The organism is Planobacterium oryzisoli (genome assembly GCF_015354315.1).
Taxonomy (GTDB): Bacteria; Bacteroidota; Bacteroidia; order Flavobacteriales; family Weeksellaceae; genus Planobacterium_A; species Planobacterium_A oryzisoli.
Genome location: NZ_JADKYY010000013.1, coordinates 1 through 23,774, shown reverse-complemented (window position 1 = coordinate 23,774; position 23,774 = coordinate 1). Strand labels below are relative to the sequence as shown.

The 23,774-nt window shown below is 43.4% G+C and carries 22 protein-coding genes and 1 tRNA gene; 9 read left to right on the top strand and 14 right to left on the bottom strand.

Features of this window, described 5'->3' with window-relative positions; all coding sequences use genetic code 11:
- Positions 1–47: 47 nt before the first annotated feature.
- The 5 genes from IC612_RS09325 to IC612_RS09305 are packed head-to-tail and all read right to left on the bottom strand — an operon-like array spanning position 48 to position 6,319.
- Positions 48–1,346: a glycoside hydrolase 5 family protein gene (locus tag IC612_RS09325; protein ID WP_228512959.1), complete on the bottom strand. Its 1,299-nt coding sequence runs from the start codon at positions 1,344–1,346 to the stop codon at positions 48–50.
- 33 nt (positions 1,347–1,379) lie between these two features.
- Positions 1,380–2,573, bottom strand: a complete 1,194-nt coding sequence (locus tag IC612_RS09320; protein ID WP_194739919.1) for an AGE family epimerase/isomerase — start codon at positions 2,571–2,573, stop codon at positions 1,380–1,382.
- 15 nt (positions 2,574–2,588) lie between these two features.
- Positions 2,589–3,773: a glycoside hydrolase family 130 protein gene (locus IC612_RS09315; RefSeq protein ID WP_194739918.1), complete on the bottom strand. Its 1,185-nt coding sequence runs from the start codon at positions 3,771–3,773 to the stop codon at positions 2,589–2,591.
- 22 nt (positions 3,774–3,795) lie between these two features.
- Positions 3,796–5,181, bottom strand: coding sequence for an MFS transporter (locus tag IC612_RS09310; protein ID WP_194739917.1), 1,386 nt, complete (start codon positions 5,179–5,181; stop codon positions 3,796–3,798).
- A gap of 1 nt (position 5,182) precedes the next feature.
- Positions 5,183–6,319: a glycoside hydrolase family 26 protein gene (locus tag IC612_RS09305; RefSeq protein WP_194739916.1), complete on the bottom strand. Its 1,137-nt coding sequence runs from the start codon at positions 6,317–6,319 to the stop codon at positions 5,183–5,185.
- 179 nt (positions 6,320–6,498) lie between these two features.
- Here IC612_RS09305 and IC612_RS09300 point away from each other — a divergent pair, with 179 nt between their 5' ends.
- From IC612_RS09300 to IC612_RS09275, 6 genes are all read left to right on the top strand, one after another.
- A complete protein-coding gene (locus tag IC612_RS09300; protein WP_194739915.1) occupies positions 6,499–7,377 on the top strand; it encodes an AraC family transcriptional regulator in 879 nt (292 codons plus the stop codon).
- A 209-nt stretch (positions 7,378–7,586) separates the two neighbouring features.
- Positions 7,587–10,541: a SusC/RagA family TonB-linked outer membrane protein gene (locus tag IC612_RS09295; RefSeq protein WP_194739914.1), complete on the top strand. Its 2,955-nt coding sequence runs from the start codon at positions 7,587–7,589 to the stop codon at positions 10,539–10,541.
- A gap of 12 nt (positions 10,542–10,553) precedes the next feature.
- On the top strand, positions 10,554–12,143 hold the full coding sequence (locus tag IC612_RS09290) for a RagB/SusD family nutrient uptake outer membrane protein (RefSeq protein WP_194739913.1): 1,590 nt from the start codon (positions 10,554–10,556) through the stop codon (positions 12,141–12,143).
- Positions 12,144–12,152: 9 nt separating this feature from the next.
- Complete coding sequence (locus tag IC612_RS09285; RefSeq protein ID WP_194739912.1) at positions 12,153–13,205, top strand: IPT/TIG domain-containing protein; 1,053 nt, start codon at positions 12,153–12,155, stop codon at positions 13,203–13,205.
- Between the two features lie 81 nt (positions 13,206–13,286).
- The gene (locus IC612_RS09280) at positions 13,287–14,501 is read left to right on the top strand and encodes a glycoside hydrolase family 27 protein (RefSeq protein ID WP_194739911.1); all 1,215 of its coding nucleotides are present in this window, start codon (positions 13,287–13,289) and stop codon (positions 14,499–14,501) included.
- Complete coding sequence (locus IC612_RS09275) at positions 14,498–15,460, top strand: glycoside hydrolase family 5 protein (protein WP_194739910.1); 963 nt, start codon at positions 14,498–14,500, stop codon at positions 15,458–15,460. Before IC612_RS09280 ends, IC612_RS09275 begins: the two co-directional genes overlap by 4 nt.
- 27 nt (positions 15,461–15,487) lie before the next feature.
- On the opposite strand, the gene IC612_RS09270 is transcribed toward IC612_RS09275, so the two are convergent.
- From IC612_RS09270 to IC612_RS09240, 7 genes are all read right to left on the bottom strand, one after another.
- The gene (locus tag IC612_RS09270; RefSeq protein ID WP_194739956.1) at positions 15,488–15,829 is read right to left on the bottom strand and encodes a phosphomannose isomerase type II C-terminal cupin domain; all 342 of its coding nucleotides are present in this window, start codon (positions 15,827–15,829) and stop codon (positions 15,488–15,490) included.
- A 178-nt stretch (positions 15,830–16,007) separates the two neighbouring features.
- Positions 16,008–16,307, bottom strand: a complete 300-nt coding sequence (locus IC612_RS09265; RefSeq protein ID WP_194739909.1) for a type II toxin-antitoxin system RelE/ParE family toxin — start codon at positions 16,305–16,307, stop codon at positions 16,008–16,010.
- Positions 16,307–16,555, bottom strand: coding sequence for a type II toxin-antitoxin system ParD family antitoxin (locus IC612_RS09260; protein WP_194739908.1), 249 nt, complete (start codon positions 16,553–16,555; stop codon positions 16,307–16,309). Before IC612_RS09260 ends, IC612_RS09265 begins: the two co-directional genes overlap by 1 nt.
- Positions 16,556–17,326: 771 nt before the next feature.
- Positions 17,327–17,407: transfer RNA gene (locus IC612_RS09255), tRNA-Leu, on the bottom strand.
- A gap of 62 nt (positions 17,408–17,469) precedes the next feature.
- Entirely contained in the window at positions 17,470–18,237 is a 768-nt protein-coding gene (locus tag IC612_RS09250) for an MBL fold metallo-hydrolase (protein ID WP_194739907.1), read from the bottom strand.
- Positions 18,238–18,293: 56 nt separating this feature from the next.
- The gene (chrA, locus tag IC612_RS09245) at positions 18,294–19,421 is read right to left on the bottom strand and encodes a chromate efflux transporter (RefSeq protein WP_194739906.1); all 1,128 of its coding nucleotides are present in this window, start codon (positions 19,419–19,421) and stop codon (positions 18,294–18,296) included.
- Positions 19,405–19,824 carry a DoxX family membrane protein gene (locus tag IC612_RS09240; RefSeq protein ID WP_194739905.1) on the bottom strand — a complete coding sequence of 140 codons (420 nt, stop codon included), beginning with the start codon at positions 19,822–19,824 and terminating at the stop codon, positions 19,405–19,407. The genes chrA and IC612_RS09240 overlap by 17 nt, the downstream gene beginning before the upstream one ends.
- A 183-nt stretch (positions 19,825–20,007) precedes the next feature.
- Here IC612_RS09240 and IC612_RS09235 point away from each other — a divergent pair, with 183 nt between their 5' ends.
- Positions 20,008–21,441 (top strand): TonB-dependent receptor, encoded by a 1,434-nt coding sequence (locus tag IC612_RS09235; protein WP_194739904.1) that lies wholly within the window; start codon positions 20,008–20,010, stop codon positions 21,439–21,441.
- Positions 21,438–21,887 (top strand): GAF domain-containing protein, encoded by a 450-nt coding sequence (locus IC612_RS09230; RefSeq protein ID WP_194739903.1) that lies wholly within the window; start codon positions 21,438–21,440, stop codon positions 21,885–21,887. The genes IC612_RS09235 and IC612_RS09230 overlap by 4 nt, the downstream gene beginning before the upstream one ends.
- Here IC612_RS09230 and IC612_RS09225 read toward each other — a convergent pair.
- On the bottom strand, positions 21,882–22,604 hold the full coding sequence (locus IC612_RS09225; RefSeq protein WP_194739902.1) for a helical backbone metal receptor: 723 nt from the start codon (positions 22,602–22,604) through the stop codon (positions 21,882–21,884). The two genes, IC612_RS09230 and IC612_RS09225, sit on opposite strands and share 6 nt — an antisense overlap.
- 9 nt (positions 22,605–22,613) lie before the next feature.
- Positions 22,614–23,189, bottom strand: coding sequence for a pyruvate decarboxylase (locus IC612_RS09220; RefSeq protein ID WP_194739901.1), 576 nt, complete (start codon positions 23,187–23,189; stop codon positions 22,614–22,616).
- A 172-nt stretch (positions 23,190–23,361) separates the two neighbouring features.
- Between IC612_RS09220 and rpsO the strand changes: the two genes are divergently transcribed.
- Positions 23,362–23,631 (top strand): 30S ribosomal protein S15, encoded by a 270-nt coding sequence (gene rpsO, locus IC612_RS09215; RefSeq protein WP_194739900.1) that lies wholly within the window; start codon positions 23,362–23,364, stop codon positions 23,629–23,631.
- Positions 23,632–23,774: the final 143 nt, after the last annotated feature.

Here is a 23,774-nt window from a genome sequence, read left to right as displayed (position 1 = left end):
TTTAGTAGATTGTGGCGATTTTGTGTGAGGGCCCTAGTGGCGCACCTCTAAGGAAGATTCCCTAAGGATTTATTAGTGTCTTTAATAAGCTCAAGGGTGCTTTTATCTGTAGAGAATACGGAGTTTAATCCCTGCGGTTCCTGTGGGGGATCTGCCGTGTAATCGCTTCCCACTTCCCATTTTCCAGTAGGATGGGAGTTTTGTCCTATTCCCCCGTACCCCCAAAAGTTAAGTGCGGCGAAAGGTTTGGAAGCAGCCACGGAGGCCTTTAGTGCAGAAAATACAGCGTTGTAATAGCGATTCCTGAGTTCTACAGAGGCTGCAGGGTCAATCTGTTCCTTCTCCCTTGGGAACCCGAACTCTTCTAGTACAATTGGTTTTGCGAGATTTTGGGCTACCTCCGTATGTTGCGTAATATAGCTTAAAGTATTGTCTATTGCGTTTTTTATGGTTTTCTCTTCGTTTTCCGCACTGTACCAACCCCAATTTTTCGGCCAGATATGCATGGTAAGATAATCAATTTGGGGATTTTGGTGGGTGCGAACATAGGCCTGTAAATCGTCATTGGAACCAGCCATTCCCTCCGACCCGGTGCTAACCAGGTGGTTGGGGTCCAGCGACTTAATCTCACTAACGACCTCTGCGATCCACTCGGTAAAGTTTTTTTCGTTTTCGGGGTTCCAAATTCGGGGTTCGTTGGCAATTTGCCAGGCCATTATTGTGGGGTCGTTTATGTATTTCTTGCCGCTGAGGGTGTTGGTTCTTTTAACCACATGTCTTATTTGTGTGAGAAGGGCTTTTTTGCACGGAGTGCACGAGTGAAAGTTTGCAGTGTAGGCCATAAGCTCCGGCCATGTATTAGGTGCAATGTTGGGGTTGGGTAGGGGACCATACCCGTTCCATTCCAGATATTGAGCCAGTCCACCGCTCCATTCCCAATTGTTGGTTAAGTACAAAACGGCATCCATATTTCGTTTTTGCATCTCCACAAGTAAATAATCAAGGCCGATCAAAAACTCTTCATTGAATTGGCCTTGTGTAGGTTGTAGGGTAGTACGTACCGTGTAATCTTGCGCTCCTCCCTCTGCAGCAGCCATAATGCGTAGATTGGTAACACCGTGGGCTTGGAGCTCGTCAAGTTCCTTCTTTAAGCGTTCCCTGTCGCCGTCTTTCATGCCTAGCAAGGCCCCGTACCAGTAGTTGGCTCCAATATAGTGGTAGGGCCTACCTTCTTTAACAAATGACTGTTTCTCTACCGTAATGAAGTTTTTAGACCGGCATCCGGAAAGCACCAGAAGCATCAGTAAGCCAGCGGCAAAGAGTACCTTGTGAAGATTTTTATTCATAAAAATGGTTTTTTCGACTTGGAAAGTAAGTATTTAAAGCGGTTTTAGTCGCTGAATTAGTTCAATGTACGCACGGGTGTTGTGGTAGGGGCATTTCCAAGGTCCTACTTTATCTTTTTCAATAGGACGCATTTCCTTGTCGATACCCCAGATCCATTCACCGTACTGACTATCTACAATGTATTTCTCTACGAAATTGAAATTATCCTCTGCGAGTTGAAAATAGTGTTTTGTGCCAGTAAGTTGCCAGGCGTGTATCATCCCTATCCAGAATTCGGCTTGACACCACCAATGCTTTTCATAAATCCAATCGTTGTTTGTCAAGCTTTTTTCATACCATAGGCCCCCGTCTTTGTCTACTGCGTTTTTTACCCCTCGTACCAAGTTTAGGCTAAGCTTTTTAAGCCGTGAGAGCATTTTGATGTCTTGTGTTTTCTCCGCACATGAGGTTAGAAGCCAGGAGGCTTCAATGTCATGTCCGAAGGAAATATGGTCTAGGGTTTCGTTCCACTGCCGGTCAAAGAACAGTCGGCAGCGGTGGGCCACCGGATCTACAAAATACGTTATAGAGAGTTGTAGGAGATTGCTGATCCTTTCTTTAAGATGTGGATCGGGCCATACTTGGTACAGATTTGCGTAGGCTTCCACTATGTGGAGGTGGGTGTTGAACGTTTTTTCGGTGTTTTGGTCCTTTTCGCTCAGCCTAAGATCATTTAGGGGGTTCCATGAAGAATCCAAAGCCTCGATGTACCCGTTGAACTGCTTGTCATAGGTATGTTCTTCAATAGATTGGTATAGAGTAAGAGCGTATTCTAGGGCTTTGGGATGTGCGGAAATTTTGTAAAATTCACTCAGTCCATAAATCATGAAAGCCAAAGCATAGGTTTGGTTTTTAGTTTCCTTGGGCCTTCCTTTATAATCTACGCTCCAGTATAGTCCCTTGGAGTCGTGGTTAAGGAAGTGGTTTTCTATATAATCAAACGCACGGTGTGCGGCAGAGAAATATTTTGCGTGCGGAATGAGCTGATGAGCTGCGGAGAAACTCCAGAGAATACGCGCATTTAGTACTGCTCCTTTATCTGCCTGTGGGTTTTTATGGTTTCGGTAGTCAATTTGCCCAATAAATCCTCCGTATACCTGGTCAGTGGTTTCATGAAGCCAGAATTCAAGAGTTTGGACCAGTTGGGAATAGGCGCGTTGGTTGAGGTTTTCTAAGCGGTGTTCCATGAAATTTGGTTTTACTTATTCCTGTGCATTAGACTCGATAAGTCGGATTATCTCCTCTACCGTGCCCGTGGAGGTCAGTGAATCACTTGCTGTGTTTTCTACATAATCAATCAGTTGCTCCACGGAGGTTTCCGCTACATGCAGCCTGCTGTCGGAAGAAGCGTAGTAGATGAGGATGCGTCCGTTAGGATCCACTATCCAACCATTGGAAAACAGTACGTTGGAAACGTCGCCAACCCGTTCTTTACCTTCGGGCGCCATTAGATGGCCCGCAGGAATATGAGTTACTTTTTTAATGTCGTGTAGATCCGTCATAAAAGCATAGAGTGTATAGCGAAGCCCTGCGGCGGTGTTTCGTACACCATGTGCTAGATGTAGCCATCCCTTGGAAGTCTTTATAGGGGCGGGGCCTAAGCCGTTTTTCAGTTCATAGACGGTATGGTAGGTTTTACCAAATATAATGGATTCTTCCTCTACTACAGGGTTAAGCATATCTTTAATGTATCCAAGGCCAATGCCTCCCCCCGAACCTACGTCTATGAATCCGTCCTGTGGGCGGGTATAGACCGCGTATTTTCCATCAATGAATTCGGGATGGAGCACGACGTTTCTCTGTTGGCCAGAGGTTGAAATTAGATCCGGCAACCGTTCAAAATGGCGAAGGTCTTTTGTACGCACAATTCCAGCGTTGGCAACCGCGGCACTGGTATCCCCCGGTGCGGCATGAGGATCCTTTCTCTCGGTGCAGAATATACCGTAAATCCAACCGTCTTGATGGGCTATCAGACGCATGTCGTAGAGGTTGGTGTCGGGATTTCCTTCAATGGATGGAATAACGCAAGGAGCGTCCCAAAATGTAAAATTATCTATTCCATTGGGGCTTTCTGCAATGGCAAAAAAGGATTTTCGGTTATTAGCCTCCACCCTAACGCACAGCACATATTTACCATTGAATAGTAACGCGCCCGCATTGAAGGTAGCATTGATACCCACTCGTTCCATCAGATAGGGATTCTGGGACACATTGAAGTGGTAGCGCCAATTCAGGGGTATATGATTGCGAGTAATCACAGGATTTTTAAATCGAGAAAAGATGCCGTTCGAGCATTTTTCTGAAGGATGGTTTGAGCGTGTAATTAATGCATTGTATTCGCTCCAAAGATTTTCTTTCCGCTGTAGAAAGAGTGCGTTTGTGTCCATTATAGTTAAATTGAGTCGATTACTATTGAGTTCTAGTGTTTTTGAGTTCTTCCTCCATTTTTTGTAGCTGTTGTTCGTCTAAAGGATAGAACCAGATGAACAGCAGTGAAATCAGAGTAGCTACTGCAGGGAAAATACTTAGCATGAGCTTTATACCCTCCAGAGTTGTTGCATTTTGAATGGTATTCGCCTGAAAGCCGTACAGGGCGAGGAGCCAGCCGGTTGCGGCGCCTCCAAGGGTCCAACCTAATTTCTGTGACATGGAGGAGGCGGAAAATACTAATCCCGTAGCCCTACGCCCCCGTTTCCATTCGGAGTAATCTGCCGTATCGGCATACATGGACCAAATCAATGGGAAGATGGCTCCTGCGCAGGCGCTTATCAGCGACTGAAGCATTAGGATGGGCATCAGTGCAGAATTGTTGGTGAAATAAAATACAATACTGAATACAAATGCCAGAAGCATGGCGTAGAAAAAAGTCTTTTTCTTGCCGATTTTATTTGCAATGGGGGTGGCTAAAATAACCCCTACGATATTGGCCGCTTGCCCTACCACAAGGTACAGGGAAGTAGGGGTGAGTCCAAGGCTTTGTCCTAGGAAATTAGTGTCTAGGCTCACCTGTGAGGAGATATAGTACTTAAAGTAAAATACCGCCGCTCCGTCCCGAACGGAATTAAATATTAAAGTAGCTACTCCGGCGCCAAGTAGAATCCACCAGGGACGATTGTTCCATAAGTCCTTGAAGTCGCTTTTCAGATCGTTATTTTCTGCTATAGGCTGTACCCGTTCCCTTGTCAGGGTAAAACAGAGCAGAAAGAATAAGGTGGTGAGGGCTCCGAAAACCACCATTGCATAAAACCACCCTTCCTTGGAATTTAAATCTCCTCCAAAAAATACTACGAGTGGCTCCAGTATCCATAAGGCCAGCAGGCTTCCGGCGAAAGCAAACACCATGCGGTAGGACGAGAGGACAGTACGCTCTTTTCTGCTGGAGGAGAGAACGCCCAGAAGCGATGCATAAGGGACATTGATTAAAGAATAGACCATCATCATAAGGGAGTAGGTGATGTAGGCATAAATGATTTTCCCCTTCTCATCAAAGTCTGGTGTATAGAACGTTAGCAGTCCCACCAGCGCAAAGGGTATACTAACCCACAATAAATACGGGCGGAACTTACCCCATCGCGAATTTGTGCGGTCTGCAAGAATGCCCACTATTGGATCAAAGAACGAGTCCCATACCCTGGTAATTAAAAACATGGTACCCACAACGGCAGGGGCAAGTCCGTATACGTCCGTATAATAGAACATAAGATACATACTAAAAATCTTCCAAAACATGGATGAGGCCGCGTCGCCAAGTCCGTATCCTATCTTTTCCTGTAGTTTTATTGGTGTGTTCTCCATCCTATTGGTAAATATTGATTCTTGAGAGGTCGCTTTGAAAAAGGGTAGCGTCCAGTGCGTGGAATGTTTGAAAATCTTTTGCAGATGGATGTCCCTCGTATGGGGCATAATAGTGCATCTTCTGTTCTGTTTCTTGCCAGCCGTGGTTGCGCCAAAGAAGTACGTGGCTCACAGGAAAGTCTTTAAGGATTTGGTGCAGCGTACCGGTCCACCATTGAGGGTCGGGAATGGTTTCGTAGCCAGTTTCGGCAAATGCTATGGGCTTGTTTTTCTCTTTCCCTATTTCTGTTAGGATTTGAAGTTGATTTCTAAGTGTGGTCTTAAACGACTGCCCTTGATCCGGCGCACCGTATTGGTATTTATCAAAACTCAGCATGTCCACGAGCGCATCTGAGGGATAGTATTCGAGAAACTCCTGTTTGGTGGCATAGTCTGCAGTATTATATACCCATACCAAATGCTTGATCTGATGGTTTTTTGTCAAGTAATCAAACGTGTACCTCCATAGCGCTTTGTAGTTGTCGGATGAGGTGTTGTTCTGGCACCACCAGAACCACGTTCCTGTGAGTTCATGGTAGGGACGGAACAGCACAGGGATTTTGTTTCCTTGCGTATCTTCTAAGGCATTGAGAAAATCAGCTGCCCTGTCCAGCCACTGGTTGTAGAGGGTGTTTTTGCTTCCTCCTGGAAGCATACTCTCTACAGTTCCCGCCGTAACATCCCAAGAATTTCCTCCTGATAAAGGATTGTCCATATGCCAGCTAATAGTAGAGAGACCTTTTCTTTGGTGTATTTCTTTGATCCACTGAATCATTTTTGAAAAGGGGACCCCGTCTATGTTATTTTTCTTTCCATGTTCAATACCACCAATATCCCAACCGTAGAGGGCTGGATAGTCCCCAGCGACGTCCTGAATATCGCTTCTTCCCTCCTGATAGCGCCATGAAACGCCATACGCTAAAGCGTCTTGATGACCTATCATATAGCCTTTTTTCGCTAGATCCATAAGATTTGATACGAGTATCTCTTTGGAGGTACTTTCAGGCTTTGGGGCTAGTGGATCTGTGCTCAGCGGTCGGTTCTGGCAACCTACGAGCAGTAGGGAGCTGCAGAAAAAAAGAAACTTTATGCTATTCATCGGATATTATATTTTATTTAATGAAAATGCTTATTTAATGAAAATGCAAGAAAAACAAAATGATATTAATCTGCTGTAATGCAAACTTATTTTTTAAATTTGTTAACACAAATGTAGTTTTTGTTATTGTTAATTAATTAATACTATTTTGTCATTGTTCTATCAAAAATCTGCGAGTTATGAAAACTGAATCTCATTTTTTCCGTGAAATCCCTCCTTTGTCAAGTTTGGACAGTTTCCTGGTTTTTGACCGCGTAAAGGATGAATTTGATTTTCCGGTGCATTTTCATCCTGAGTACGAAATCAATTTCATTGAGAACGGAAAAGGAGTCAAACGTATAATGGGCGATAGCATTGAGGAGATTGATGATATTGAGCTCGTGTTTGTGGGTCCTAATCTTTACCATGCGTGGGAAACACATAAATGTAAGGAAAAGCGGATTCATGAGATCACCATTCAGTTTGACGGTCAACTCTTTGATTCGAGTCTTTTGTCCCGAAGGATTATGCGCCCAATTCGGGATCTGTTCAATCGCTCCACCCATGGTGTTGTTTTTTCACGCAAGACCACTCAGGACTTAGCTCCCCGCATTTGCGGGCTCTCCAAGCTGGATGGTATGGACTATTTTTTGGAAATTCTTTCTATTCTGCACGATATGGCTACTTCCCGTAACCAACGGATACTCTCCACGTATACAGTAGAGAAGGACAAATTTGAAGAGGACGACAAGATGAAGCTTGTGTATGAGTACATTCAGAAGAACTATTCCAATAAAATCACCTTGGAAGAAGTCTCCCAACTCGCCTCGATGAGTCCCGTTTCTTTTAACAGATTTATAAAGAGACGAACTAATAAAACATTTGTCAACTATCTCAATGATATCAGAATAGGTTATGCAGCTAGAAATTTAGTCGAGAAAGATCTAAGTGTTGCAGAGGTGGCATATAAATCGGGTTTTAACAACATTGCGAATTTCAACCGCGTATTTAAATCGGTCAAAGGCACTACCCCGAGCAGTTACCGTGAAGAGTTCAATGGCATCAAACGAATTCTGTAATATTATTTTATCATATTATTTATAAACATTGGTCCGATTTTATCCAATTTCGGACCGTTTTATTTCTGATAAGAAAATAGTAGGAGTAATTGATAAAATAATATTAATAAACAATTAACAATCAGTATAAATTTGTTTTGCTAATGAATATCCTCAATTAATGAATATTTCAAAATTTAAGGGTGTTCAAAATTATTAATCAAAATACTATGAAGAGTTTTCTTTATTTCAATCCAAAGAGCACCAGCCTTAAAACCGCGGTTGTGTTTTTGCTCGGCTCCTTTGCATTCATGGACGGGCAAACCACAGGTGACTCCATTCGAACCCAAGGGATCGAAGAAGTAGTAATGATCGGATACGGTACGCAGAAGAAAAAAGATGTGAATTCTGCGATTTCTTCTATCAAGTCCGGTGACATTGCAGATCTTAAACAAATGAACGTTGATCAGATGCTGCAAGGAAAGATGAGTGGTGTGATGGTTACCAATGGTAGCGGACAGCCCGGTGCGGCAGCCTCTATCAGGGTGCGGGGAACCACCTCTCTTAATGGGGTAAATGAGCCACTCTACATCATCGACGGAGTTCCTATTTCGGGCGATGCCAGTGGAAGAGCTACCAGTGGACGACCTATTGCGGGAAATGATTTTTCTTCTACCGGTGGTTCAGGAAACAACGCGGTCTCTCCAATATCGTTCCTAAATCCTAATGACATTGAGAGTGTTGATGTTCTTAAAGATGCCTCAGCAGTAGCTATTTACGGAGCCAGGGGAGCGAACGGTGTGATTATAATTACTACAAAGACGGGTAAAAGAGGTGAGGGTAGAATTAGCTACGATGGTTCCACCAACATCACGCAAATACCTACTTTCCTAGAGCTTATGAACCTACAGCAGTACGCTGCGCACCAGAATGCCTTGGGTGCATTATTTAATACCGAACCACGTGCGGAATTTGCGCATCCTGAGTTGCTCGGCAAAGGAACCGACTGGCAGCGCGAGATATTTCAGCTCGGATACGGTCAGAACCACCAATTAGGCTTTTCCGGAGGTAAAGAGGGGGTGAACTACTATATTTCTGGTAATTACATGGACCAGTCTGGTAACATAATCGGCACGGGGATGAAACGCTACACATTCCGTGTTAATGTAGATGCTAAAGTCAAGTCTTGGTTAAAAGTAGGGACCAACATCTCTACAGGGATTACCAATGAGCGCTTTACCATCAACCAGAGCTTCGGTGGACTTATCACCAATACGCTTCTCCAGGCGCCAGACCTTCCTATTAGAAACTTAGATGGAACCTACGCGGCTCCTCCTGCAGGACAGAACGTGAATTATTTCAATCCGGTGGCTGAAGCATTGGAACGGGACAATTCCCTGGTACGTAAGAATTTCCTTGGCGGTCTTTTTGCGGAGGTAAACCTTGCAAGGGGTTTGAAATACCGTGCCGAGATCTCTGCAAACACAGAATTTTCTGAGCATACGGACTTTACACCGTCCTACGACCGAGGGTCCCAAGTAAATCTCACTGCCGATCTAATAGAGAGAAGACAAAACTGGTATTCGACGAATATTCAGAATTTACTTACATACGATTTGAGCCTTGGGCAACACAAATTTACCCTCCTTGCAGGTCAGGAGGCAAACGATTCGCATTGGGAGGGTATTGTAGCCGAAGCACATGGATTTAAAACCAATGATATTTACAACCTCTCCATGTCTGATCCCGAAAGCCGCACCGTTACTGGCTACAAGGGTAGTGGAGCACTGTATTCACTTTTTAGCCGATTAATCTATGATTTCGACAGTCGTTATAGTCTTACAGCCTCCATTCGCAGGGACCAGTCCTCGAAGTTCGACCCTGCGGTAAAAGGTAAACAGGTCGGTTACTTCCCTTCCGTTGCAGTGTCTTGGAAATTGAGTTCTGAACCTTTCTTTGAACCACTTGCCGAAGTGGTCACGTTACTTAAATTACGTGCAGGGTACGGAGAAACTGGAAACCAACAGATTCCGGGCGGACGCTTCGCATCGAATCTTACGCAGTATTTCCTTCCAGCCAATATCCCTAACCCAGAGCTTACCTGGGAACATATGAAGCAGACCGACATTGGATTGGATTTGGCACTATACCGCCGTCTGAATTTCACGGTAGATTTCTACAAGAAGCTTTCCGATAATTTCCTTTTCCAATATCCTCTTCCGGATTATCTAACCGGCGGCCCATCTTGGATTGGCGGATTGGATTCTCCTTACTACAACATGGGTCAGGTGGAAAACAAAGGGGTGGAATTTACTTTGAATTACCACAACGACAAGTCTAATACGTTTGCATGGGATACTACGCTCACTTTCTCCCATAACCAAAATAAACTCCTTGATATCCTCAATGGAATCACCCTAACCGAACAGGCCAACATGAATGGATACCAGCCGTATGTAGTTTCTAATACACTCGTAGGCCAGCCAATTGGTACCTATTGGGGTTTTAAAACAGCAGGCATTTTCCGGACCTTAGAAGAATTAACTGCCGCGCCAGTGCAGTTTGGTCAAAGTATTGGTACTGCGCCGGGACAGACCTACCTTGGGGATGTACGTTATGTGGATATCAATGGGGATGGGAAAATTGATGACGGAGACCGTACTATCATAGGGGATCCAAATCCAAAATTCAACATCGGTTTGACTAATAACTTCTCGTATAAGAATTTTGATTTGTCCGTATTCCTATACGGTGTGTTTGGCAACGATTTGATGAATCTAACGCACAGAAACGGTATACAGAATGCGATGCTTTATCAAAACCAATTTGTAGAAGCAATGGACTACTGGACACCTGATAATACCGATGCAGCTCTGCCAAGACCTATTAACAGCTCTAGTAACCGAAACATAGAGATCTCCGACCGCTTTATAGAAAAAGGAGATTATTTACGAATTCAAAATGTGACGCTCGGTTACACGTTTAGTCCTGAGGCTCTGGAAGCAATCCGGATGAAAAAAATCCGACTTTATGGAACCGTGCAGAACCTGCACACTTTCACCGACTATAAAGGATACGATCCAGAAATTGGTTTGTTCAACCAGAATCCATTACTAAACGGAATTGATAACGGTAGATATCCTACCCCGCGCACCTTCGCTTTAGGCGTTAATTTAGAATTTTAAAGTATTAGAATTATGAAAGTTTCAACCACTATAAATTGGAAGTCTATTGTATGCAGCGGAATTTTATTCCTAGGTATTTCCTGTACCAATGATTTCACCGACCGTCCTTCCGAAGATTCACTTACGGCAGAGGGTTATTACAAAACCAATGAGCAGGTAATGAGCGCAACGGATGCATTATATTACCGGACATGGTTCCAGTTCAACAACAAATTTTTCTACGCAATCTCCGAAGTGGGCTCGGGTAATATGTATACCAACTCCTCGGATGTCAACGCCATGCGTAATTTCTCCATCACTGGTTCAGACCCAGAACTTAATAATGGATGGCAGTCCCTATGGGCGAATGTAGCTCAGGCAAATTATCTGATTAACAATCTTCAGACAAGGGTAGGAAAAGAGGTTTCTCCCGCGGTCATTAACCAAGCGCTGGGTGAGGCCTATTTTATTAGAGCCACCGCCTATTTTTATTTGGTACGACTTTGGGGTCCCGTGCCCATTATAGAAAACAACCTGGACCATGTTGCAAACCCACAGCTCAATACCAACCGGGTAGAGGATATTTACGAACTCATAACTCGTGATTATATGAAGGCATCAGAACTTCTTCCTTCCAAGGTAAGGGGGTCGGCCTATGCCTCTAATGCAAAAGTTTCAAAAGGTTCTGCCAAGGCGTTATTGGCGAAAGTATACCTTTACCGTAAGGACTATCCAAAAGCCCAGCAGCTGGCAGAGGAAGTCATAAACAGTGGAGAGTTCAAATTGCTGGGGGGTAGTGCTCTGCCGGGCAAAAGTTTTGCCGATCTATTCACTTATTCCCACGATAATAACGAGGAATCCATATTTGCCTTGCAATGGAAAGGGGACGGGAATTACGGCTCTGCCAATAATGCCAACACACAGTTCGGTATAAGCAACGGTACTATTTCTACTAGTAATGCTACGTACGGTGGGGTATTTGCGCCTTCACAAGATATCCTTAATCTTTATTCTTCCAATGACTTGCGTCGAAAAGAAACTATTATGCTGCCTGGAGATGAATATCCTAACATCAAAGCAAAAATTGGTTCCTCCTTTGGTCCATTGGTAGTACCTGCTGCAGACCAGATAGGTGGCCAGGGAGCTGGGGCAGCTATTAAAAAATACACAATCGGAATTGTCAATGGAGATGTTACAGGGCCTGCAGATTCCTGGGCTATGATGGATAACAATACCTATATCATGCGCTACGCAGAACTTCTACTAATTCATGCCGAGGCCATCTTGGCTGGCGGTGGTAGCACCGCGGATGCGGCAGCTTTAAGATCCTTCAACGCTGTGCGAAACCGTGCCGGGCTGCAAAGTGTGAGTTCCTTTACATTCAACGAGCTATTCTTGGAGAGAAGAAAAGAACTAGCGTTTGAAGGGGACTACTGGTTTGATTTAGGTAGGCTTCCGCGTGCTCAGGCCATAGCTATTATGTCGGCGCAAAACAGAGGAAGCATATGGGGAGAGGAGTACTTTACTCCTGAAGAAAATGATTTCCTTCTGCCGTATCCTACTAATGAAGTAGCAAAGAATCCCAAACTGACCCAAGAACCAGTTGCGTATACGTTTAAATAAAATACAGTTATGAAAAAGATAATAGGAAAATACGGTATAGGTCTGCTTTCGGCAATGCTGCTATGTATAGGCCTTATAAGTTGCCGTGACGAAAATAACGAGCAGCAGATTTCACTCTCTGCACCAGAGATACAGTCCATTAGCGCCTCTCTGAATGAAGACGGACAACCCAGTGACCTCTCGCCTGCTGCATTTGGTTATGCGGGAAACACCTACGTTATTCAAGGTAGTGGCTTTTCAACCCTACAGAAAATTAGTTTCAACGGTAAAGAAGCAGTCTTTAATCCTAATCTGGTGACAGACAATACCATTTTTGTTACCATTCATCAGGACACACCGTATGCGGACACTTCAAATAAAGTGCAGATTGTAACTAAGTATGGCCAGACTGAGTACGACTTTGTAGTAGCACCTCCTGCGCCAGTATTTGACAGCTATAACTCGATCAATCCACAGACGGGAGATCTCATTACGCTTTATGGGAATTATTTTCTGGACCCTGTAGTGAAGATTGGAGAACAAGAGGTGGAAGTGGTTTCTTCTACACTGACGGAAATCAAAGCCCGCGTTCCAGCCGACGCAATGCATAAGTTGGTAAGTGTAACCACTATGTCTGGAACTGTTACTGCTCCTCAGGCCATAGGTTCAGCTCTTTACGACGATGCGCTTCAGGGCGATGCAGGACACTGGACATGGAGTGGCAATGCCATTGTGACGGACCATCAGGACGATGCCGCGCAAGGAGTTCAAAGTATGAAAATAGCAATGGGCGGCTGGGATGGAGCAGATTTTAAGTTTACACCGCGTGACGTAACACCGTACAAAGCATTCCGAATCCGCATTAAAAGTATGACAGATAATCCGGATGCCAAGCTGGTACTAGTCTTTGGAGGATGGGCCTATCAGATTACCAAATCGGTAGGAAGTGATTGGACGAGTATTGAAATTCCATTTTCTGAAATAGGTAACCCTACTACATTTGATCAGATTACCTTCCAAGAAGCCGGAAACTTTGGAGGAAACACCCTTCTGATTGATGATATGGGATTTGTACTGAAATAGCATTTGTTTAGTTTCTCACAAAACGTTGTTTTGTCAAACCCTGCCGTACTAGCGGGGTTTGTTTTTAAAATACCATTGGTTATGAAATTCAAAATTACTTTAGCATTTGTATTTATAATGCAGTTACTCTCAGCTCAGAAAATTGAAAATTTAGCCTCCCTCCCTCCGATGGGATGGAATTCTTGGAATACTTTTGAAGTGCATATCAACGAGCAACTTGTCAAAGAAATGGCAGATAAAATGGTAAGTTCTGGCATGCGTGATGCCGGATATACCTATCTGGTACTTGACGATGGGTGGATGAAAAAGGACGGCAGAGACTCCAATGGAGATCTTATCCCCGATCCAGAGAAGTTTCCAAGTGGCCTTCAAAACCTGGTGGATTATGTCCATTCCAAGGGTCTGAAGTTCGGATTGTACAACTCGGCAGGAACACAAACCTGTGCCGGTTATCCAGGGACGCGCGGATACGAATACCAGGATGCGCGCTTTTATGCGCGCCATGGTGTGGACTTTCTTAAGTACGACTGGTGCGGTACGGAGGGTATCCAGGCTAAGGAGGCCTATACTACCATGAGTAAGGCCCTTGCACAGACCGGTAGAAATATCGTTTTTTCCGTTTGCGAATGGGGTGATAATCAGCCCTGGGAGTGGGCGGAGCCGCTTGGTCATATGTGGAGAATATCGGGAGATATCTATCCTTGTTTTGATTGCGAACATAAGCATCCTACGGGATGGAGCTCCTGGGGTGTACTGAGAATACTCAATATGCGAGAAAATATTCGTAAATACAGTGGACCAGACGGTTGGAATGATTTCGATATGCTCGAAGTGGGGAATGGAATGAGTGCGGCGCAGGACCGCACCCATTTTACCATGTGGTCAATGATGTCTTCTCCACTTTTTGCAGGTAACGATTTACGCAGCATGAGTGCTCAGACACTAAGTATACTTACCGATAGAGATATCATTGCGCTTAACCAAGATCCACTCGGTGTACAAGGATTTAAATGGAAGACTATGGGCGAGGTAGAGATATGGGTTAAACCTCTTGCAGAGCGTAATTTTGCTGTTGCGTTTCTTAACCGCTCCACTCAGAAACAAAAAATAGAATTTAATTGGTCGCGGGAGATTATTAAAGATCCGGACTTTCCCTATCAGCTGGACCTAGTGCAAAACACCTTCCGTTTACGGAACTTGTGGAAAAAACGTAATGAAGGAAGTACTAGGGCTAAGAGCGTTTTGGAACTGGAACCCCACGATGTAGTTGTTTATCGCCTAATACCTGAGAAATGAGCAAGAAGATACTCTTAATAGGGATACTGTGTATAGGTAGCCTAGTACTGCAGGCACAAGGAACGGGACCCTTTGGCAGGCTCCGCGTAGAGGGAGTGCAGTTGGTAGGAGAGAGTGGAAATACGGTACAACTCCGAGGTATGAGCTTTGGGTGGCATAATTTCTGGCCTCGGTTTTACCAAAAGCAGACGGTCCGCTGGCTGAAAAAGGACTTCTCGTCCAATGTGGTTCGGGCAGCTATCGGTGTAGACAAAAATCTGCCTAATTCGTATCTGCAGAACCCGCAGAAAGCAAAGAAACTTCTGGATAATGTCGTCCGTGGCGCGGTAAGGAACCGAATGTATGTAGTCATTGACTGGCATACACACGATATTTATCTGCCAGAGGCACGGGAGTTTTTTGCCTACGTCTCAAAAAAGTACGGCAAATACGATAATATCATTTATGAAGTTTTCAATGAACCTGATTACGAAACCTGGCCAGAGGTAAAATCGTATGCGGAAGAAATTATAAGTGTTATCAGGAAAAACGACCCGTACAATGTAATCCTTGTAGGTACTCCTTCCTGGGATCAGGACGTACATCTTGCGGCCAACGATCCTATTCTTACGGACTCGAATCTAATGTACACCCTACATTTTTATGCAGCGACCCATAAAGAATGGCTACGGGAGCGAGCCGATAAGGCACTTGAAAAGGGGTTGCCTATTTTTGTTTCCGAAAGTGCAGCAATGGAAGCCACTGGGGACGGTCCTCTCGATACCGTGTCTTGGCTTGCGTATATCGATTGGATGGAAAAAAGAGGTATAAGCTGGCTCACGTGGTCCGTATCGGATAAGGACGAGACCTGTTCCATTCTCTATCCATCTGCCTCTTCTACAGGTAGATGGGGTATGGAGGATTTAAAACTATCCGGACGACTCGTCCGATTGAAGCTACGCGCCCTAGCGGGTAAATAAGAGGGCGCGTAGCTACACTATAGATTTTTAGGAACGCTGGTAATCGTCCTCCAAGCGCACAATGTCGTCTTCTCCAAAATAGGTTCCTGTCTGCACTTCTATAAAGACGACTCTTTGGGTGCCCGTATTTTCGATGCGGTGTTTTGCACCTAGGGGAATAAGGACCGTCTCTCCATAGGATACCTGCCTTTTCTCACCCTCAAGGGTTACCATAGCACTGCCTTCAATGAGGGTCCAAGCTTCCTGCCTTTTGAAGTGGTACTGATAGGAGAGTCTTTGTCCGGGTTCCACGGTAATGCGCTTCAATTTGAAGTGAGGCTCATCGAAGAGTACTTCGTAACTTCCCCAAGGTCTTTGCGAAATTTCTATTGCTTTCATACTAATTTTTGAACGAAATTACATAACGTAGGCACTTTAGCCTACTAATTAATTGCCAATTACTGGTAGTATTTCTAAGAGCTAAGCTCCACTAAGCGCCGGTACCGTCGTTTTTTTACTAAACAATACTGATATTTCTATACAGATCGACTACTGCAGCCGGAACTTTTCAATCATTTAGTTGCGCGTCAATATCAATTTGTTGGTGTAGTATACGGATAATTTCTAATTCATCTCTTTTGACGTTTACGCGATAGAAAATGAAATGAGATTTTACTCTCGAACGGAAATATCCTTTTCTAAGCTGGCTGCAATCTTGTCCGTTTTTAGGATTTTCAGAGAGATACTCAATTTCGTCCATAAGCAAATCATAATAATAATCAGCTTGCTGCAAAGACCAAGTTTCAAAAGTGTATAGCCAGATTTTTTCTAAATCTCCTTCTGCCTCTTTGCTGATTTTGTATTTCATTATTCAGCGGCATATTTATTGTGAAGAGTCTTTAAAAATTTTGAGCGATCAAAATCTTTTACAAATCCTGATTTTTCACCTTTTTTCAGTTCGTTAATCAGTTGAGTTTTTTTAGATTCCTCATGTTCAAACATTCTCAAAGCAGCTCTCACAACTTCGCTAGCGGAAGAAAATTTTCCTGTTTTAATTTGCTGGGAAATGAATTGATCAAAATGATCTCCCAATAATATCGACGTATTTTTTGCCATCACAAAATAATTTTATCCAAATATACCAATTATTGGTATTAAAAAAATTTATTTTTGGTAGCGAATCTCAAATCCGGTTGCAGATAACGAGAGAGTATTTCTGTATGCGGGCTAAAGATGACAAATTTTCATACTGATAATCACCCTGAACAAAAATTTTGACTCCGTCGAATCTTCGATGTCTCCGCTGACTACATTACTAAAAAATTGGAAGCGGTGAAAATTTTTGTGGCTTTGGATGTCAAATACTCTACTGCTAACCGTCAACCCCGCATATAGAAATACATTGTTGAACTAAACCTCCGGTAGCTTTTCCCATTCGCCGTTTTAGTAACTTTGTTTTTATTGGGAAAGGGCTTTGCGAAGGCGGGGCTAAGAAAGCCAAAACTTTCTATAAACACGAACCTGAGCAAAAACCATTTTCGTTTTTCAAACTTACAAATAATAAAAAAATTCTCGTAGTACTGGAGTTGATTGCGGAGCGAGGTTGAGCAAATAAACGGTCTATGTGCCGAGTTTTTTGCTGTGTTTATGCTGGTATTTCCGCTGTAGGAGAAATTTGAGTTTACACATATCCTCACTTACTTTTTTATCCAAAATTTTAGCGTAGCGCTTTGTGGTTTTAATACTTTTATGTCCCAGCAATTTTGAAACACTTTCTATGGATAAATTAAAATATAGAAATAATTGCTCAGCGGGAACAATTTGGGAACATTCAACAAAATAAAAAACCTAACCGATTGATACTCAGCTAGGTTTTAAAATTACATGTACCCAGGACCGGGATCGAACCGGTACGCCAAAGGCATTGGTGTTTGAGACCAACGCGTCTACCAATTCCGCCACCTGGGCAATTATGGTGTGCAAATATAAATAAATTTCCCACTTTATAAAATACGATACGAATAAATTCCTTAAAAATGAATTTCCTGACCGTCGTAGGCAAGTTGAATATGGCTGGGAAGGAGCGCATTTTCCTCTTCGTGCACGCCAAACTGATGGGATATATGGGTCAGCAGTGCGCGGGCAGGTGCAATTCGTTCAATGACCGGCAGCAGATCTTCTAGTACAAAATGGGCGGGATGTGCTTGGCTCTTCCGGATGCAGTTTATAATTAAATAGTCCAGACCCTCCAGCTTTGATAGTGTGGCTTCTGGAATGGAACTAGCGTCCGTTATATAGGCTAAATTCTTTATCCTAAATCCAAAAATAGGAAGTGTGTAATGTAAAACAGGCAGAGGTAGAAGCGTAAATGGACCAATCTCAAGGGCATTCTGCTCTATGGGAAAAAGTTCAAAAGAAGGCGCCCCGGGATAGCGCTCTTGAGCGAAAGCATACGGGAATCGCACCTTAAGTTCTGCATGAACACGGGAATGGGCATAAATAGGCATGTCCCTTCGGGATTTGAAAATAAGTGGGCGAACATCGTCGAGTCCTATTACGTGGTCGTTGTGTTCATGGGTCAAGACAATGGCCTCCAAATGCTCCGCACCTAATGCAAGCATTTGCTCTCTAAAATCGGGTCCACAGTCAATAAGCAAATTTTTATCGTCCTCACTGGAAAGCATCGCAGCAGATCGAAGTCGCAAGTCCTTAGGATCTGTGGAACTACATACGTGACACGAACATCCTATCACGGGAACTCCCTGAGAAGTGCCTGTTCCCAAAAATGTAAATTTCATGCCTTACTTTAAGTTTTAACCAAATATACAATATTTAAATGGCCATGAAAATCTAGTTATCCCGTATAGCTCAATAGGAAACCAACAAGACTACCTCCTATAATTACCCATGCGGAATTTAGGGTCTTAAAGCGCCAAAGCACAGCAAACGCGCTAAGAGCTATTGCAACTGTACGCCAGTCGGAAAGCGTTTGCAGGGACATACTAACGCATACGGCGGCAATTAAGGCCACCGATGCTACATTCACTGCATCCAAAAAAGTGGAGAAAATCTTGGAGCTACGAAGTAGTCTCATCAGTGGGCCAAGTAGCGCAACAAAAACAAATGCAGGTAGAAATATAGCTACAGTAGATACTAAGGCTCCATTCCAGCCCTCCATTAAATACCCCACAAAAGTTACGGTGGTAAAAACCGGGCCCGGTGTAAACTGTCCTACAGCGATGCTGTCCAGTAGTTGCTTCGAAGTCAGAAGTCCTCTTTGTACCAGCTCTTGCTCAAGAAAGGCAAAGAGAACATATCCACTGCCGTAGAGAACCGAACCTATTTTAAGGAAAATCCAAAACAACTGCAAAATCGAAGGGTCAAGCCACGCCAGAGAGGGTTTGGTGGAAAGCAGTATAGGGAGAAATGCACGGGTTCCACTTCGGTGACCAAGTAAATGCATTCCCATCATGAATAGACCACTGCCGAAGAGTAAATAGAGCTCTTTGACGCCTAAAACTGCGAGAATAAATACAACAATTCCTACGATAAGCAGGGTCCGGTTTTTTATTGATTTTTCTGCCAAAGGGTAGACGGCAGCTACTATAACTGCTATAACCGCCGGTTGAATACCGTAAATAAAGGGCTCAATTTGCGGTAGTGTGCCGTATTTCTTATAGAGATACGCTAAAGTCAAAACCATTAGTACGGCGGGAGATATAAAACAGAATCCAGCAACGAGAAGACCTTTCCAACCTGCGCGCACATGACCCAGATGGATTGCCAGTTCGGTAGAATTAGGACCGGGTATTAAATTGGTGGCACCCATTAGGTCTAAGAATTTTTCATGATCCATCCACCGTCTTTTTTCCACCACCTCCCGCTGCATCATTGCAGTATGAGCTGCGGGACCACCAAATGCCGTACAGCCCAGTTTTAAAAAGAGTAGGGCCACTTCCTTTAAATCAGTGCTGTTTTTCATTCGCTTCTGTATTTTCTTTTTTGAAAACGCCTTCGTACCGCAGCATCAAAACTAATAGTACCGTAGCGAAAAAGTCTGTGCGGTACCCATGGGCAAAAGCCCAAAATCCCTCGCTAGATAGAAGTGGAATCTTGGTGGTAATAAATGCAGTGGCCATGATTACCAGAAGCACCAGGGTTGCGATACGTTGTAGAGGGATAAGAATTAGAATTATAGCACAGAGTATTTCGAGGCCTCCCACTAGCGATGCCCATAGCTCCGGGTACTCAAATCCAATCTTAGAGAACCGGCCTGCCCCTGTTTTTTCGGGCGTAAGGAATTTTTGCAGTCCTTCGGAGAAGAACACCAATGCAATGGCATAATTTAGAACTTTAAGGAGGGTACAAGTTGTTTTTTTGTACATTATAGTAAATGTAAAAACGAAAATACATTTTTTTGTCAGCAACCCTAGTGAACTTAAGCTAAATTTAATATGCCGCCCAGGTGTGCTTTTTAGGAGTAGAGTTTATAAACTAGTTTCCAAAGCAGTTGAGAATCTAGGTTGGAACTTATTCCTTTTTATGAGTATTTTTACCAAAAATTGACGATGTCTGATATCAAGCCCTTATTGACACCTAAGCAGAAAGCCTTGGCTATCAATTTAGACCAGAATATCTACGGTACTTTTGCTGAAATTGGCGCCGGCCAAGAAACGGTACGTCATTTTTTTCGTGCAGGCGGTGCTTCCAATACCATTGCAAAAGCTATGTCGGCCTACGACAAAGACTACAGCAACGCTATTTATGGCACCGAAGAGAAAAACCGTTTTGTTACCCAGGTACGCCTTAAAAAAATGCTGCGGCACGAGATCAAACTAATCGATGAACGACTGGACAATTCCCACTCCCCAAACCGAAGGTTTTTTTCCTATGCCAATACCGTAACCACTATAAACTACCATAAAACATTCAAGGGACACGGTTGGGTCGGACTTATGTTTCAGCATAGGCCCGGTCAGGCCTACAGTGAAATAATAATTCACGTGAAATTTAAGGAAAACGAGACCAGCCTGCAGCAGGAAACTTTGGGTCTTCTTGGCGTTAATCTCATTTACGGAGCGTTCAATTATTACGACAATCCCCGGAACCTGATAAAGTCTTTGTATGATGATATTGCGGTGGATAAGATCGAAATCGATATGATCCACTTTGAAGGACCGGCTTTCCCGTATGTGGATAACCGACTGATGTCCCTGCAGCTGGTGAAGAAGGGAATGACCGATGCCGTTGTATTTAATTCGGAAGGAAAGAACATGCTTCCTGCCGATATACTTTACAAGAAAGATGTCTTCGCAGTGAGAGGAAGTTTTCGTCCTGTGACCCTTGTTAATATAGACATGTTTGAGAAAGGACTCGAGATGTTCCTAAAAGATACCGAAGGTTCCCCGGAAGATACCGTAATTATTTTTGAAATTACCACGTTTAATTTACGGGCAACAGGAAAAATCGACGAGAGGGATTTTTTAGACCGCGTGGACGTATTGGCTAAGTTAGGATACACGGTAATGATCTCCAACTTCTCAGAGTATTACCGAATGGCAGAATATTTCAATAGCTACAATACCAGATATCTGGGAATTGCTATGGGTGTGAATAACCTGCTTATGGTGTTTGATGAACAGTACTACAACCATCTCTCCGGGGGTATATTGGAAGCGTTCGGTAAATTCTTTAGAAAAGACATGCGGGTCTATCTCTATCCCTACAAGGATCCGGATTCCAATCAGCTGCTCACTTCTAAAAATCTTAAAGTGGAGGAGAATTTAAAAGAACTTTATAAATATTTTATTGCCAACCGCCGTATAGTGGACATAGAGAACTACAATCCCGATTTCTCGGAGATTTACTCCAGAGAAATCCTTTCTAAAATTACACACCAGGAGCCAGGCTGGGAAACACAGCTTCCCGAGGGTGTGGCCGAGATGATTAAAGAGCGTGGGCTCTTTGGATACAAAGAAATAATTTCAATTGACGAATTATGAACGAACTAAAAAAGAGGCTTCTCTCCATCATCGAGAGCCCAAGTACGGATACTAACGATAAGCTGCAAAAAATCTGCACATTACTGGATCAGGAAATACCCTATTTTAACTGGACCGGTTTCTATTTCAAACACCCGGAGAGACAGGAGCTCATCTTAGGTCCCTACGTAGGCGCCGAGACCGACCATACCGTAATTCCTTACGGTCGTGGTATTTGCGGCCAAGTTGCTGTCTCGTCACAGACTTTTGTAGTGCCTGATGTGCATGCCCAGGACAATTACCTTTCTTGCTCTATTGATACTAAGGCAGAGATAGTAGTTCCTATAATAAAGGACGGGGAAAATATAGGTCAAATCGATATCGATTCCCATTCACTGGATCCCTTTACAGAAGAGGACCGAGAAATGCTGGAATGGTTGTGCGACAAGCTGTCTGTAATACTATAGAAGCTGTTGGGTAAAACGCCTGTAGTATTCTCTGCAATGCCTCGGAAAGGTTCCGTGCCAGGAAAAGGCCTGTCCGTCACAAAGCACTAAATTACTTTTTTGGTAGCGATTCTGCATCTGTATTCTGTGGTTTTCGGAAAAAGGGTAGGGTTCGCTAGATAACAGAATATTGGGTATTTCGTCCAGGTCATTGTTTTCTAGTGTAGGGTACCGCTTCTTAGTACCTAGGGCATTTGGGATGTTCAAGCTATTTAAGACATCGGAGATGAAAGTGTCGCCACCTGCAGCCATCAGCGGATTTTGCCAGATGAGGTACGTAGCCATCTGTTTTTGTTCCCAGGGCCTATCAAAAATGGACTCAATTTCTTTAGCGAAGCTTTGTGCATTGGTGCTACGACCTATTCTATGGCCAAGTTCCAATAAAAATTTACTATTGTCCTCTAGCGAGGAGACCTCAGAGGTCCACACGTTGAAGTCTTTTGCAAGGGCCTCTATTTCTTCTTTCGTGTTCTCCTCTTTATTGGCGAGTATAAGATCGGGTGTGAGCCGGGCGATCACCTCTAATTTAAGTGATTTGGTTCCTCCCACTACGGGGCAACTGCTTAGGAGATTTTTAGGAGAAATGCAGAATTTGGTTCGGCCCACTAACTGCCCTACAGGAAGTCCAAGGTCCAGTAAGGAAAAAGTCACCGAGGGGACCAGTGAGATGATACGCATAAAACAAGATTAATTGCGGCGTTCCAGGTACTTTAGTTTTTTAAGCAGTCCGTCCATCGCACCACTTACTCCCATTCGGATGGAGTTCTCTGTATTACTTAACAGTTTCCTGTTTTTTTTGTACGTGTCATGCTCTGACTCCGCAAGTAAATTGCCATTAGCATCGTACATCTTAAGAGTCACTACCACTTGATTTGAAAATACATATTTTCCCAGTCCCACCTTGAAATACTTGATTTTAGGCACTATCGCTATATTAGATTGATTGTGCTTGCATACACTACGTACCATATCCAGATCTACATTCTGATAGGACTGAGGATCATCAATGCGCATAATACGAATATTGTCGTAAGTGGCTGTTTTTTGCGTCATACCGTCAAAAAAAGCTTGGTACGTTGGAAATTTTATTTCCTCAATATTAGGCTCTATCTGAGGGTTGAAGTATACGATTTGGTAGTTTTGCTTTTTTTGAGCAGAAAGTTTTTCGTTTACTGGGTCGGTGGAAGCGTAAAGAGTGGTGCAGCTTTGCAAAAATAGAAGCAGTATGCAGAGCGGAGTTGTGGAGAGCAGAGCGTTTTTCATCGTATGTATCTGGTACAAAAATAGAACCAAAGGAGGGGTAAAGTGTATTATTATTTAAGATTTTTTTAACAATTTTTCTACTATAATACTTGTTTTTATCTAGAGTTGTGTGTTTTATAAATAAGTAGTACTTTTGCAGCTCGTTACATAATAATCATTAAATAATATTGGCATGTACTTAACATCAGAGAAAAAAGCTGAAATCTTCGAAAAACACGGAGGAAAAGCAGAAAACACAGGTTCTGCAGAAGGGCAGGTAGCACTTTTTACCTACCGTATTAACCACCTTACTTCCCACCTTAAAAAGAACCACAAAGATTATGCTACGGAGCGTTCCCTTGTGAAAATGGTAGGTAAGAGAAAAAGATTGTTGGATTATCTTAAGAAAAAAGATATTACCCGCTACAGAGCGATTATCGCTGAATTGGGTCTTAGAAAATAAGCAAACCAATTTCCAAAATAAAAGAGGCTGTCCCCATAACTAAAAATGAGGACAGTCTTTTGTTTTTAGCCAATTGGGGTTAAAAAAGTAGATTTTGGGTTTTTAGCCCAAGCAGAAGGACGGTTTATGCCGTCCTTTTCTTG